12 protein-coding genes are annotated in these 14,560 nt (G+C 55.9%); 2 read left to right on the forward strand and 10 right to left on the reverse strand.

Annotated elements, in window-relative coordinates:
* The first annotated feature begins 138 nt into the window (after nt 1-138).
* Together MEB48_RS04555 and MEB48_RS04560 are read left to right on the forward strand one after the other, a co-directional pair.
* The gene (locus tag MEB48_RS04555; RefSeq protein ID WP_237882304.1) at nt 139-765 is read left to right on the forward strand and encodes a glutathione S-transferase family protein; all 627 of its coding nucleotides are present in this window, start codon (nt 139-141) and stop codon (nt 763-765) included.
* 17 nt (nt 766-782) lie between these two features.
* Nucleotides 783-1,544, forward strand: a complete 762-nt coding sequence (locus MEB48_RS04560) for an SDR family oxidoreductase (protein WP_237882306.1) — start codon at nt 783-785, stop codon at nt 1,542-1,544.
* 109 nt (nt 1,545-1,653) lie between these two features.
* Here MEB48_RS04560 and MEB48_RS04565 read toward each other — a convergent pair whose 3' ends face one another.
* From MEB48_RS04565 to MEB48_RS04610, 10 genes are all read right to left on the reverse strand, one after another.
* Complete coding sequence (locus MEB48_RS04565; RefSeq protein ID WP_237882308.1) at nt 1,654-2,895, reverse strand: alpha/beta fold hydrolase; 1,242 nt, start codon at nt 2,893-2,895, stop codon at nt 1,654-1,656.
* A gap of 166 nt (nt 2,896-3,061) precedes the next feature.
* Entirely contained in the window at nt 3,062-3,796 is a 735-nt protein-coding gene (locus MEB48_RS04570) for a GntR family transcriptional regulator (RefSeq protein ID WP_237882310.1), read from the reverse strand.
* Between the two features lie 275 nt (nt 3,797-4,071).
* Nucleotides 4,072-5,751: a gamma-glutamyltransferase gene (gene ggt, locus MEB48_RS04575; RefSeq protein ID WP_442969062.1), complete on the reverse strand. Its 1,680-nt coding sequence runs from the start codon at nt 5,749-5,751 to the stop codon at nt 4,072-4,074.
* A 221-nt stretch (nt 5,752-5,972) separates the two neighbouring features.
* The gene (locus MEB48_RS04580; RefSeq protein ID WP_237882315.1) at nt 5,973-7,232 is read right to left on the reverse strand and encodes a cation:dicarboxylate symporter family transporter; all 1,260 of its coding nucleotides are present in this window, start codon (nt 7,230-7,232) and stop codon (nt 5,973-5,975) included.
* Between the two features lie 112 nt (nt 7,233-7,344).
* Complete coding sequence (locus MEB48_RS04585; protein WP_237882317.1) at nt 7,345-7,770, reverse strand: VOC family protein; 426 nt, start codon at nt 7,768-7,770, stop codon at nt 7,345-7,347.
* 381 nt (nt 7,771-8,151) lie between these two features.
* Entirely contained in the window at nt 8,152-10,119 is a 1,968-nt protein-coding gene (locus tag MEB48_RS04590; RefSeq protein ID WP_237882319.1) for an SDR family NAD(P)-dependent oxidoreductase, read from the reverse strand.
* Nucleotides 10,120-10,143: 24 nt separating this feature from the next.
* A complete protein-coding gene (locus MEB48_RS04595; protein ID WP_237882514.1) occupies nt 10,144-10,764 on the reverse strand; it encodes a hypothetical protein in 621 nt (206 codons plus the stop codon).
* Between the two features lie 10 nt (nt 10,765-10,774).
* Nucleotides 10,775-12,256: an aspartate aminotransferase family protein gene (locus tag MEB48_RS04600; RefSeq protein ID WP_237882321.1), complete on the reverse strand. Its 1,482-nt coding sequence runs from the start codon at nt 12,254-12,256 to the stop codon at nt 10,775-10,777.
* Entirely contained in the window at nt 12,253-12,930 is a 678-nt protein-coding gene (locus tag MEB48_RS04605; protein WP_237882322.1) for a class II aldolase/adducin family protein, read from the reverse strand. Before MEB48_RS04605 ends, MEB48_RS04600 begins: the two co-directional genes overlap by 4 nt.
* Nucleotides 12,927-14,555, reverse strand: coding sequence for a xylulokinase (locus MEB48_RS04610; protein ID WP_237882324.1), 1,629 nt, complete (start codon nt 14,553-14,555; stop codon nt 12,927-12,929). The genes MEB48_RS04605 and MEB48_RS04610 overlap by 4 nt, the downstream gene beginning before the upstream one ends.
* Nucleotides 14,556-14,560 lie beyond the last annotated feature (5 nt).

Here is a 14,560-nt window from a genome sequence, read left to right on the forward strand (position 1 = left end):
TTCCAAGGAGTTCCATGGGGTGTTGATTTCAAAAATTACAGATCGTCAGACAATCTGTCAAAACATTTTGCATGATTGACAGATTGTCTGACGACTTTTATAAGTAGACGCGATTTTACTTCAACGAGGAATGCATCCATGCCACGCACGCTGTATGGCCACATGAAATCCAGCAATGTCATGAAAGTCGTCTGGCTGATGGACGAGCTGGGGGTCGAATACGAAAGGATCGATCTGGGCAACGTTTTCGGCGGGCTTGAAGAGGACGATTACCGTGGCATGAACCCCACCAGCCTGGTGCCCACACTGGTAGATGGCGACTTCACGATCTGGGAAAGCAACGCGGTATTGCGTTACCTGTGCAACGCGTACGCACCGACCAGCACGCTCTACCCAGCAGAGCCAAAACTACGTGCGGTGGTCGATCAGTGGCTGGACTGCCAGCAGACGCAACTGACCCGGCCACAGACCGTGGTGTTTTTTCAGTTAATTCGCACCGCCCCGGAAAAACGCGATACACACGCGTTGCAAACCGCGATCCGCGAAGCCGGCAGGGTCTGGGGCTGGATCGAACAGCGCCTGGCTGCACACGAGTACATCTGCGGGCAAACGATGACCATCGCCGACATTGCCTGGGCCGTGCACGCACACCGTTGGCTGAACATGGACTTTCCCCGTGCGGAGCTGCCTAACCTCAAGGCGTGGTACGCAAGGATGCTGACGCATGAATCCTTCCGGCAGAAATGGGCCGGCCCGGTGGTTTGATCAGAGAGATGAACGCTATGGAATTGAATAACAAGGTCTGCATCGTCACCGGCGCCGCCAGCGGCATTGGCAAAGCGGTTGCCACCCTGTTTGCGAAAAACGGTGCCACAGTGATTGTGGCCGATGTCAACGTAGAGGCCGCGCGCGCCACCGCAGAAGAGATCGATGCCATGGCCATCGCCTGCAATGTCGCGGTTAATGCTGACGTGCAGGCGATGGTGGAAACGGTCGTTGAGCGTTTTGGTCGTATCGACGTGCTGGTCAACAACGCCGGTTTCGGCATGACTGGCAACGTGGTGACAATTGATGAGGAGGATTGGGACCGCCTGATGTCGGTCAACCTCAAAGGCATGTTTCTGTGCGCCAAGCATGTGGTGCCCGTCATGTCCCGGCAGAAGTCCGGTTCCATCATCAATACGACGTCCTATACGGCAACCAGCGCAATCGCCAATCGCACCGCCTATGTCGCTTCCAAGGGCGGCGTATCCGCGCTCACACGTGCGATGGCGTTGGACCACGCGGCCGATGGCATACGTGTGAACGCCGTCGCACCGGGGACCATCGACAGCCCCTACTTCGAGCGGATCTTCGCCCAGTCAGAAACCCCGCAGGCACTGCGGGCAGCTTTCGACGCACGCGCCGTGTTGAATCGAATGGGGCAGCCTGAGGAAATCGCCGAAGCCTTTCTGTTTCTGGCATCCGACCGCTCGCGCTTTGCCACAGGCAGCATCCTGACGGTGGATGGTGGTTCCTCGATCGGCAACCATTTGGTTGATTGACCCTATACCTGTGACCTTGCCCGGTGAATGCCGGGCTTTTTTGTCCCACGGATAAACGCAAACCGCCGGTCGCCCGCAAGGTGAGACCGGCGGCTTTACATCGGCGTAATCAGGCGGTAGTCAGCACTGATCTGTGTAGAACATGGGCCAGGCCCTGCATCAGATAAGACCGGAAATGATCCGGGTGTTCAGTCATTGGGAAATGCCCCAGGCCGTCCATGACTAAATGCAACGCCCCCGGTATCAACGCGGCCAATCTGGCACCGTCCGCCGGGGTGGCTGAATAGTCATAAGTTCCCGAAAGCAATGCCACCGGTGTACGCCCGGCATCAATTCGCGGCGCGATGACGGCCCCGTCGAACTCGTCACTGTAGAACGCCAGGTCACCGGGATAGATGCCTGGTCCGCCTTGGGAATAAATCCAGCTGGCGCGGCGCCGATCCTCGACAGGGCTGGTCGGGCTCATCAAGCCTCGTACATAGGCGCCGTTGTGCAGCCCGCCATGGACTTGTACATGGTTCTGGTAAGGGTTGCGACGGCCACGCGACTGGAAGGGCGGCTCCAACGCCACCACACCGATCAATTGCTCAGGATGCTCGGCTGCCAGCACCAGGGACATCGCCGCGCCCATGGACCCACCGACCACAATGGCCGGCGCGCCGATCACCTGCTCGATAAACGCCGTGCACCATTGTTGATAACCTTCGCTGGTCAGCAGATACGGTGCCCCATCCCACGTTCGCGGCGGCATCGACTTACCATGGAACGGCAGATCGATCGCATACATACGAAATTGCTGCGCCATCTGGACGTCCGCCATCTGCGCGAAATATTGCCGCCCATCAGCACCTGCTGTGTGCAAGAACAACAAGGGGATGCCCTCCCCAGCCACTTCGTAATACATCTCGTAGGCCTGCCCCGCCACACGAACGTCGGCATACTGGCCTTGAATCTGGGAAAGAGATCGCTCGACAGCGTCCGCCGGGGTGGACGACGTCAGGGTCACCAACTCGAACAAGCGCTCAAGAAAGGGCCTCGCCTGGGCAATCAGCTGTGCATCGCCGCTCACCTCAAATGCCGGGTTGGCAATCTGCAGCGCCGTAAAGCTGTGGTAAGTAGCAACAGGCGGGGAACACAGGACGCACTCCCAATCAGATTCGCCAGCGCCGATGCGAATCGTTGGCTCACCTGTAAAGCCTTTGGACAGTCGTCCATTGACAACACTCAGTCCAATGGTCTGGCCGCCCACGCTAAATTCAACGTCCACCGATAGCCCAGGTGCCAGCCGGCGAAGTTCGGGGTCCGGGTAGGCGCCAATCAGCCGCTCATTCAAACTGATGAATGCAGTCATTATTTTTCTCCTGCGTCACTGTTGCAGTAACGCATCATCACGTCAGTGTCCTACCGCCCGAAGAGGGCCGCATGGGTCGCAAGCCGGTGCGCATTTATCAACTGCCAAGCGACAGCATAAAGGCGAGAGCACGCCGTGATGAATATCCAGATTTGCAGACAATCTGTCAATCGGACAGCTGAGCCTCCGCCTCGATACTCTCCAGGTAGCTGATAGCCACATTGGCTGACAGCTGGATATGCTTGCGACAGGCCTCCCCCGCCCTAGCTCCATCTCTGGCTTTAATCGCCGCGACGATCTCCTTGATCTCCTCAACCGAGCGCTGGAGCCGCCCCGGCTGCGTCATTGACATCGCCCGCAACAGCGTGATTCGGTTATGCAGGGTCGTTAGCATCTGGACGATGAATACGTTGTTACTACCTTCCATCAAGCACACGTAGAACTGGGTTTTAGCCTCGATCAGAGCATCACGCGCGAGACGCGTGCTTTCCGGGTCGCGATCAGGGTATTGCCAGTACTGTTGGGCGCGAAACTCAAACATCGCTGCCGCTTCCTCGAGCCGCCGAATCTGCGCATCGGTGCCGACTAACGCGAATTCCTGCCCGGAAAAACTCTCCAGCAGGCCGCGCACGGCATACAACTGGCGCGTTTCGTCTAGGGAGATCTTGTTAACCGAAGGCCCTTTGTGAGGGTTACAGGTAATCAGGCCTTCCGCCTCAAGTTGACGCAACGCCTCTCGAATGGAGGTACGCCCTACCCCGGTCATTTCACACAGTTCACGTTCAACCAGACGCTGGCCGGGGCGCAGCACGCCAGTAGAAATGGCTTCCCGAATCTTGTCTTCCACCAACAAACGCAGGGTCGCGCCACGTTTGGGAACCTGGAGGCTTGATTCACTCATCGACACACTCTCCTCATACGAATCTCTTTTCTCAGGGCTGTTCACCAGACGGGTTCAGGGGACATTGGAGTCGAAACTCTTCGTCCCGAAACCAGGGATTGTCTGATTGTATGTGAACGACGCTACTTACAGCTACAGGAAGGCGGATTTGCGGGCACGACTAAGCCCTCAGCCAAGCAGCAGAGAAGGAAGCTCAAGAGTGATGAAGGTTGATCAGCAAAGGAGAGCAGTACAAATTGAATTACAAGGGGCGCATGGCAGCGCCCCTTGATTCGCTATCTTGCAATGGCGGTCACTCCCCTCCCCCTCGGATCAGACACAGGTTCAGGTACGCCGTGTTGCACCTTGATTGCCTGGATATCACCATTGAAGCCTTGGTTAGCAAGGTTATATCCCGCGGTTTCAACATCCGTCGCCAATTGCCCGGAAATAGGTGCATAAGGCTCCCAGAAGATCGTATTCGCGGGCAGCAACTGGTGGTGAAAACGCAACGCACCCACTGAATCTTCCAGCCCAAGGTGGAAGTCATATACGTTACTAACGACCTGGAAAATGGACGTAAAAATCCGTGAGCCACCGGGTGTACCGATGACCAAGGCGACTTTGCCGTCCTTCAGAAAAATCGTCGGAGTCATCGAAGACAATGGCCGCCTTCCGGGTTCGATGGCGTTGGTGTCGGTGCCGACGACGCCCAATTGATTAGGCACCCCTGCCATTGCCGAAAAGTCATCCATCTCATCATTGAGCAAAATGCCCGTTTTATCCGCGACCACGCCCGAGCCGAAAAATCCATTGAGCGTGTAGGTGTTGGAAACGGCATTGCCCCATTTGTCGACGATTGAAAAGTGAGTGGTCTGAGGTTTTTCCGGCGACTCGATGTTCAGTCCTGCGACGACTCTATTGGTGTCCGAAGGACCTGACAAACTGACCTGCGACGCACGACCCGCCAAATAGTGTTCGTCGATCAATTCATGCACCGGCACGGTGTAAAAATCTGGATCACCCAGGTACTGCGCCCGATCGGCAAACACCCGCTTCTCGATTTCCGCCACCAGATGCATATAGCGCGCGGAGTTGAGCGGCACGTCCTGAAAATCTTCGCGGCGCATCTCTTTCATCTTCAACAGTTGCACCAGCGCGATCCCACCGGAACTGGGCGGTGGCGCGGTGACGATCTGAAAGCCGTTCCAACTGGCTTGTATCGGCGCACGCCAAACGGCTTTGTAGTCGGCGAGATCTTGCGCGCTGATCAGGCCGCCATTGGCACTCATATCGGTCACGATTAGCGCAGCGGTTTTACCGGCGTAAAACCCTTTCGGGCCCTGCGCGGCGATACGTTTTAGAACTCCCTCAAGTTCAGGCTGCTTGAAGGTGGTACCTGCCTGCAGCTTACCGAAATGTTCAGAAAAGTTGGTTTTACCGGCAAAGCGTTTTTCATTTTCGCTCGTGGCAATGTTGGCCAATGCTTCATCAACGACGAAGCCATGATGCGCATAGTCAATTGCCGGCTCGATTAGCTGCGCCCATTTGAGCTTGCCGAATCGTTTGTGCGCCTCCCACATACCGGCGACAGTGCCCGGCACGCCCACCGATCGGTGGCCGATCACGCTACCTTGCGGCTGATCGGCAGCAATAACTTTTTTACCCGAACTGTCGACAAACATGTCTCGCGTCGCTTTCAGCGGCGCACGCTCACGGTAATCGAGGAAATAGGGTTTTCCCTTGTAATAGACGGTCATGAAACCGCCTCCGCCGATATTCCCGGCTTCCGGGTAGGTCACGGCCAGGGAGAATGCAACGGCGACGGCCGCATCAATGGCATTCCCGCCTTTGGCAAAAATCGCGTTGGCGGTGTCTGCAGCAAATTGGTCAGGTACGGCCACCGCAGAATGCGTCAGCTCCGTGCGTGGGCTGGCGATCGCCAGTTGATAAGTTCCCATAAATAGCAACACCATCCATAGGGCGACGCAGCGACGCGTCCAATCGAACACTGATTTCTTGCACATAGACCACCTGTTTTTTTTGTAAATAATGGCAGCACAGAGGCAACTAACAGGGCGCGAACCGAGCACCCCGGTGCCTGAAAAGAATGAATACGCAAAAACTTCTTATTGGTTTAATCAGCCAAAAAAAGAGCCCTCGACACGGTTAACGTGGAAGGCTCTTGTGTCACCGATTAAGCGTTCTGCTCGGCCCCTACAGAGCCTTTTCGTTCCAGGGGGGCTTTCTCCCACTTGGCGATGACCAAGGGTGCAATTGCATTACCCAGCACGTTCAAGGTGGTGGTGCCGCTATCGATAATCCGGAAGATCCCGGCAATCAACGCGACCCCTTCCAGCGGCAGCCCGGCAGACGCCAGCGTGGCCGACAAAATGATGATGGCAAACCCAGGTACACCCGCAGCGCCCTTCGACGTCAGCACCATCGTGACCACTAGCAGAATCTGCTGAGTCAACGACAGATCGATGCCGTACAACTGGGCAATAAAAATCGTCGCCACCCCAAGGAAGATAGAAGCCCCGTCCAGGTTGAAGGCGTAGCCCACCGGTACCACGAAGCTGACGATACGCCGAGGCACTCCATACGTTTCCAGTTTGGTCATTAACTGCGGCATAACAGCGGCTGAAGCAGCACTGGAGAAGGCCAGGATCAGTTCATCACGGAAATACTTGATCAACTTGAAGAGGTTTTCGCCGATGAGGTAGCAAATGCCGCCCAGCATTACCAAAGCAAACGCAATCAGCGCCAGGTAAACCACGCCAATCAACTTGAGCAACGGCAACAACGAGGCAAATCCAAAGGTCGCTACGGTTGCGCCTATCATGCCGAACACGCCGATTGGCGCGTAAGCCATGACAAACGACACCACCTTAAACATCGCATCGGAAAAGCCCTGCACAACCGCTACAACCGGTGCACTCTTCTCTTTGGGCAACGTGTTCAATGCCATGCCCAGCAAGACCGCAAAGAACAGCACTGACAGCAACTTCCCTTCCGACATCGCTATGATCACGTTATCAGGCACGATGTTTTGCAAGATGATCAGCGCGCCTTTCGACGGTTCCATGTGTACGGCTGCTGCGTTGTGCGCGATGCCCGCGATTTCAGTGCCTTTACCCGGCTCGAAAATGTTGGCGAAGCACAAACCGAGTACGATGGCGAGGCTGGTGATTGCAAAGAAGTAAATGAGCGACTTAGCGCCCATGCGGCCGAAGGATTTGTTATCGCCGCCTCCGGCAATGCCGAGAATCATGCAGCAGAAAACAATCGGTACAACGACCATCTTCATCATTTTGATGAAAATATCACCGAGTGGTTTAAGGATTTCGGTACTGACCCAAACTTGATTTTCCGGGTGGGTATTGAAATACCAACCCACGAGCACGCCAAGCAACAGCCCGGCAACGATTTGCCAAACTAAGGGGATACGTTTCATGTCTAGCCTTTTTGTTGGAATGAAAGGACTGCTTGACGGCAGCAGCTAGATTCATGAGCTTCCAGCTCACTTGAGATGTCCTGGCGCAACTTTGTTTGCGCCAGGCTTTTTATTATTTTGCGAAAAGCTGACTCATATCCTTGAACGCTTTGAACTCCAATGCGTTGCCGCATGGGTCGAACAGGAACATGGTGGCCTGCTCGCCGACCTGGCCCTTGAAGCGAATGTAAGGTTCGATAACAAACTTGGTACCGAATGAATTGAGACGCTCAGCCAGCGCTTCCCATTGAGCCCACTCCAGAATGATGCCGAAGTGCGGAACCGGTACGTCGTGGCCGTCTACAGGGTTGCTGTGTACGCTTTCTTGCGAAGCGGTTTTAGGATGCTCGTGGATGACCAATTGATGACCGTAGAAATCGAAGTCAACCCATTGGGTGCTGGAACGGCCTTCGGAAAGACCAAACACTTCACCGTAAAAAGTGCGTGTAGCGGCCAGATCATAAACGGGGATTGCGAGGTGGAAAGGAGAAAGACTCATCAGGGACTCCGACTGCGATTTTTATTGATTTCTGATACGGACAGCGGGCTCGCCGTCCGACGGACTTCTTAGCCCACATCCATGCTAAAGCCGCGCATCACTAAAAAAAATCAATATAAATTTTTGTCACGCACAAATAATTTTTGTTTTTTGGGACAAAAGGCACGATCGCTTTTCACATAACCGTGTAGACCGATTCACCGCTTGCGCGCTCGCCAACGGGCACCTCAACCGCGCTGCCGGACATCGGTGAACGAGGACGACCGATTCCTTGCAGTCAGGATATGAAATAGCCCAAGCATCCATATGGCCTAGGCATTCCACCAAAATGGAAACGAACTCGCACGCCCCTCTATGTCGAGTCTTACATTGATAAACCTGTCATAACGATTGATTCGGCGCATCCAGCCGGCAAAGCCTATTATCGTCCGGCAACAAGGGCGGTACTTCCTTGCGCAAGATCCAGCATGTTATCGGTTTAGGCAGGACCATTGACAGCCGGGTCAGCCATCTCAATGTCCAGGGAAACAAATAGTCCCAGCGGTTGCTGCGCATGGCATACAACATATGCGCAACCGCATGCGCCTCCGATATTTCTAACGGTGCCGGCATGCCATCATTAGCCGTCTGGGCGGTAGCCACGAAACCTGGATAAAGGGAGAGAAAGCGGATGCCTCTGTCACCGAACTCGATACGGCAGGTATCGATCAGCAAGCGCAGTGCGCCCTTGGCTGCGCTGTACGGCCCTTGCAGAGGTACGCCCAGAAAGCCTGCCAATGAATTGGTCTGAACCACCAATCCGTGCCGCTGGAGACTCATCTGCTCCAGTGCAGGAAACAAATAATTGACGGCCACGTCGTAGTTTGAACGCATGTAGGCGGTAACCTCCGAAGCGCTCATTTGACGCATGTCCAATGCCGGTGCACCACCCGCATTGAGCACCACGACATCCAAGCGGCCGTAGAGCGCAACAACCTCATTGACCACGTCGGCGGCAGCCTTCTCGTCCAACGCATCGGCCGTGCGAACCAGACACATGCCTCCCAGTTCGGTTATCTCGCGCTGAAGCTCATTTAGCTGCTTCTCACGCCGGGCTGTCGCAACCACTTGGGCGCCCTCTTGCGCCAAGCGCAGGGCCAGACCACGCCCCATCCCGGATGAAGCGCCAACAATCAGTACCACCTTTGCGTCGAAACTGACACGTCGAGGAGCAGGCCATTGGCGTAGCAAGCCCAACAGAACGAGAGTCCCCAGCGAGAACACGCTACTGACCACCACCACGGGCTGGACATAGTCACCGGCCACCCATTGCGAGGCCACCAACGGTCCGAATGCGCACCCCAGCAACTGCATGCCTGGGACCAAAGCCGCTACTCGTCCCGATGGATCAAGCTGAAGAGCAATACGTACCTGAAACGGAGTGAGCATCAGGTAAACCAGCCCAAAGAAACCGCAGAGCATCAAGAAAACCTTAATGCCCTGACCAGCCGAAAGGTGTATCAAAATTGCAGTACTGCCTAACAGAATGGCCGCAACGCCTAGCAGTTTGTAATCCGATACCCTGCGTACCAGCAGGATTCCAAGACAACCTCCCAGCACCTGCATGAATAATGTTCCGGACACCAACAATTGAGCGCTCTGCGTATCCAGGCCCACGTATTTGCCCAGCGGCTCCAGATAAGCCCAGAGCGCGCCGATCGCTGACAGTTGCATAAACACAACAGCCATCAACAAGCCGTGCCGCACTTCCCATGTGAAGCCAGCCCCCTGCTCCGTGTTAGCGGAAGCCCCCAACCGAGCAGGCTGCCAAGGGACTAAAAGCACCGAAGCTGCGGATATCGCTGCCAGGAAAAAGAAACCAGCATCAACACTTTGTTGTGGCAGCACCCAAAATGCCAGGACCGCAGCAATGAAGCCTTGTGCCAAGGTCTGGACGACCATGAACACGCCAGACACCCGGTCCGGTGCCGGCCCCCGGACGATCAGGCTTACAGCCCCCCATAACAGTAGCCCCTCAGCCAATCCGGCCAAGGCGCGTACAACCATGAGGTCCGTATCTCCGGTCGTGGTCGTCGTCAGCATATCCAGGCCAGCGGCAGATATAGCGGCGGCGACCGTTAGACACCGCAAGTTCGTCCTCGAACGCAACAAATCCCCGAGAATCACTCCGATCCCCAACGCGACGATCTCCGCCATCGCTACCAACCCGACTCCTTCCAATGAGAGACGGTTCTCTGCCAGTAGCTCTCCAAGTAGCAGGGGTTGCAACCCCACCATCAATACTGCGACAGAACCCAATGTCAGCGCAGCAGCAAGGTGCTTACGAGAAACCAAGGACGTCATGTGCATGAGCTTTATGCCTCTTGGAAATTTTCAATATCCACGACTTTCCGGCGGTAGCTGCCCGCTGGCAAAGCACTTAACAGCCCGTTTCTCGTCTTTCCTCAAGCGACCATTGGCGATGAACACCACCCACCAGGGTAAACGAGTCAGCTGTGCGCCCGAAGCCTTGGCGAGCGTATAGGCCTTGGCACACTTCTCGAACAATTCGGCATTGAGCGCCATCCGGATACCCGTGGTGCCGAGACATGCAGGTATACCCCGTATTACTACCGCATTTCCTCCCCGTTGCAGTGATCGCGGTAGCTCTCGCTCTGCGCCGACTGGCGGGCCCATGTGCCCAATATGCCGAGCCTGCTCATCAAACAGTATCGGTATAACGCCGCCGAAATCGGCCAGGCAATTTCCAAATACACCACCGCCCAGCAGAATCGCGCCCACATCATGGCGGGCCAGATAAACGGCCATATGGGTTTGCACATCGCTCGCTGAAGCGCCAGCCCAATCGACCCGTATTGGCTCGTCGCTATCCAGTCTTCCGTGCCACATCCCCTGCTCTGTGGGTAACCGAAGGGAAAGACTGGCGTCACGATTGACCTGAGTACTCAACCGCTCTCTCAAGTCCAGCCATTGTTGTCGGAGCAAATCTCTCATCGCGCTTCCCTCAAACCAGTTGGAAAACAGCGTCGAATCGTTCAAGCGCCTCGTCGATAACCTCGTCCGTATCGGCCAGGCTTGTATAGATCCGGCTACCTGCCAGCGTGATCAAACCGTGGGCTGTGTAGGCGGCCCCCATCTCCTCCATCATGTGCTTGCGACTTTTTGCTTCATTGCGAGCCCGCAGCAGCTTTAGTGGATTGCTGGTATCGAGCAGCAGTACACCGGACGTTTGCAAATGAACGATAGAGCCCATGTTGTAGGCAACGTATGGCAAGCCTCGACGGTTGATAATCTCTTCCAGGCCTTTGCGCATCCGGTCACCGGCACGTCCGGCCACTGCAGGCGCATCCAGACGCCGCGCTTCCAGCAAGGCGTAATAACCGGCCACGCAGGACAACGGATTGGCTGAAAGTGTGCCGCCAACGAAGGCCCGACGGGCAGACGTACCGATACCGCCAGCGAGCAATTGCATGACCTCTTTGCGTCCGCCAATGGCACCGGCCATCGGGTACCCCCCGGTCAAACATTTACCCAGTACTGTAATATCCGGCATGACGTTGAAATAGGCCTGCGCCCCGCCCAACCCGGCACGAAAACCAGTCACCACTTCATCGAAAATCAACAACGCGTCGAACTCGTCGCACAGCTTGCGCAACTGTCGATTGAAATCCAAGTGAACCGGACGGGTTCCACTTTCCGGTCCAAAGGGTTCAACCATCACGGCGGCAGTCCCGCCACGCAAACGGTTGATCTGCAATCGACGACGCAACGCATCCAGATCGTTGGGAGGGCTCTCCTGGGTATTCGCCGTGGCACCTCGGGGGATACCCACCGCTTCCATACGCCCAGTGCCGGGCAAACGCATCCCATAAACCAACTGGTCACTCCACCCGTGGTACGCACCACCGATTTTGATCACCCACTTCTTGCGCGTATAGGCACGGGCAAGACGAACAGCGCCCATCACCGCTTCAGTACCGGAGCCGAGTAAACGCACCATATCCACGCCAGGCATAACCTCGCATACCAGCTCCGCCAGCTTGACCTCATACTCATGCAGCAAACCGGTGACAGGCCCACATTCATCAAGAATTCGGTTGACCTGCTCACGGATGGCCGGGTGATTGGAGCCCAACAGGGTCGGTCCACCGGCCTGCAAAAAATCGATATAGCGGTTGCCATCGACGTCTGTCAGGTAAGCGCCCTTGGCCTGGGAGATCGCGAGTGGGAACGGATGATTGAACGCCAAGTTGTGCTGCACACCGCCAGGTATGAATTTTTTTGCGGCCTCGGAGAGTCGCTTCGAACCTTGGCAATGCTCATCGAAATAGCCCATGACCTTACTCAACGCGTCCCGCTTTAACGGGCGGATCGGCTGTTTGACCAACTCATCGAACCGCCGATACAAGGCGTCTACATCAGGCCACTGTGAAACGGCGGGCGAAGTCATCTGAGGCATAGCAGCGAGTTTGATAGGTTCGTTCATGATTGAGTCTCTAAAAAATCCTGAGGGCTGACAGCATGGGATGAGGCTAAAGCGTCAATCAAACGAGCCACGGCAACGCGCGACTCAGGCCGACCTCTGGCCTGCTCATTGATCTGACTCACTAAATGGTTCCGACAAAGGGTCTCGAGATCCTCCAGGCGCGCCAAGGTCGTGTCGATATCCGGACCACAACAAAGCACACCGTGGTTACGCATTAAGTAGGCGTTATATTCGTCGCGTACGACCCGTTCGAGTTTGTTCGCCAGCCAACGGGTTCCCGAAGGGGCATAGCCGACCAGCGGGATTCGCTGACCCAGCGTCTTCCAAAACTGCGGGTAACCGACTTCCATCGGTTTACCCAACAATGTGCAGGCGCTGGCCAAGGGTTGATGGGTATGGATGCTGCAATTCACATCTGGGCGATTACGTAAAATTTTTGCGTGCAGCCCGCTCTCCACGGAAGGAGCCCGCTCACCTGATATCTGCACCAGATCCTTCAAACGCAACACGCAGACATCCTCGGCACGCATGCTGAAGTAATCGGTGGCCGAGGGCGTGACGGCGATATGAAACGCGTCAATGCGCAACGCTAGATTTCCACCCGTGGCGGCAAAAAAACCGCGACGTGACAAGTGACGTGATAACTCAACGATCCCCTGCTGTACATTGGTCATGAAATGGTCTCCTGCGATGGATTCAAGCGGCGATAAAGCGGAGCAAGTCGCTTGCGAACCTCCTTGAACGTGGCAAAACGATCCTCATAAAGCGCCCGCGTTTCGCGCGCCGGCTCGTACAGTTGGGAGGTTTTTTTCAAGCCAGGGAGATCGTCGAATTGCAACTTTCCAAGGGCGACAGCGGCGATGAACGCTGCTCCTCGGGCGTTGGTCTGGATAGGATTGTGGGGTTGCTGGATCACATGGCCGGTAACATCGGCCATGATCTGGCACCACACATCGGATTGCGCCCCCCCACCGGTTGCTACGATCATTTCACTTGGCCGCCCGAGGAAGCGCGAGAAAGGCTCCAGCATCCAGCGCGTATTAAGCGCAACGCCTTCCATGAATGCCCGAATGATGTCTTCGCGTGAATGTTCAAGCTTTAAATTGAACAAGCCCGCACGCAGGCTCGGGTCATTTATCGGGGAGCGCTCGCCACTTAACCAGGGCGTATAGATCAAACCTCGCGCACCCGGCGGTACCCTTGCCGCGATGCGGTCCAGCAAGGCATATACATCCGGTTGCTGCTCATCGCTGAGTAACTCATCCGGGTGATACAAGACCTTGTCCCGTAGGAACGAAAGATTTGCCCCAGCAGCCGACTGCATGGCCAATGCCAGGTAGCGGCCATTGACCGCGCTCGGCACGGCTGCAATATGGTTGCGTACACTGGATTTCTTGAACGGCACGTGAGCGCCCACCCATGACGACGTTCCCAAATACAGGTGAGGGGCAAAGTCACTCACGGCGGCACCTACGGCAACGGCAGAGGTGTCCACAGACCCCGCAACCACTTGAGTGCCTCGAGACAGCCCTAGCGCATCAGCCAGTTCAGGAAGCAGCAAACCGATTACCTCGGTTGAGCCCACCAGGTCCGGCAACTTACTAGCTTCAATACCCAGCGCACGTACCAGATTGTCGTCATAGCGAATGCGATGAGGATCACGGTTGTCGGTGACCCAGGTCGTCAGTATCGAATCACTGGTGGCACAAAACCGACCGGACAACCGCAGGTTCATATAATCGAGCACGTTAAGGAACTTGTGGGTTCGCTCATACCGCAGCGGATCCTGATCCAGGACATAAGCTATATGCCCAGCGGAATCCATACCGGACAAAGAGGCGACGCCGCCGGTCAAGCGCAATGAACGCCAAAGCTTGAACGGGTCATAACCGGACAGGCTAAACCGGCCGCCCCCCATACGACGCTTGACGGCAGCTGCTCCGCGCTTATCCAACCACAACATCGCTCGCCCCAGGGCCATCCCATCCGCCCCCACGCAGACCGTCCCCTCACTTTGAGTCGAACAGCACACGGCAATCACTTGTCGACGTCTGACCGGGTCACTGCTGAGTAATTCGCCGGCCCCACGCATGAAAGCATCCCACCAATCCTGTGGTTCCTGCTCTGCACTCAATCCACTGACATGTAAGGACACGCTGTGGAATGTCCATGCCCGTATTTCTCCTTCGAGGGAAACCAGCGCACACTTACAGCCAGAAGTTCCAAGATCGACCGCGAGGACGAGTTGCTCCAACCCGGTCGCCGTTTCCGGCTCCCGAGAAAAGAAAAGCGACGTCATAAAAA

Origin of the sequence: Pseudomonas sp. PGPR40 (assembly GCF_022014505.1) — a bacterium.
Classification (GTDB): Bacteria; Pseudomonadota; Gammaproteobacteria; order Pseudomonadales; family Pseudomonadaceae; genus Aquipseudomonas.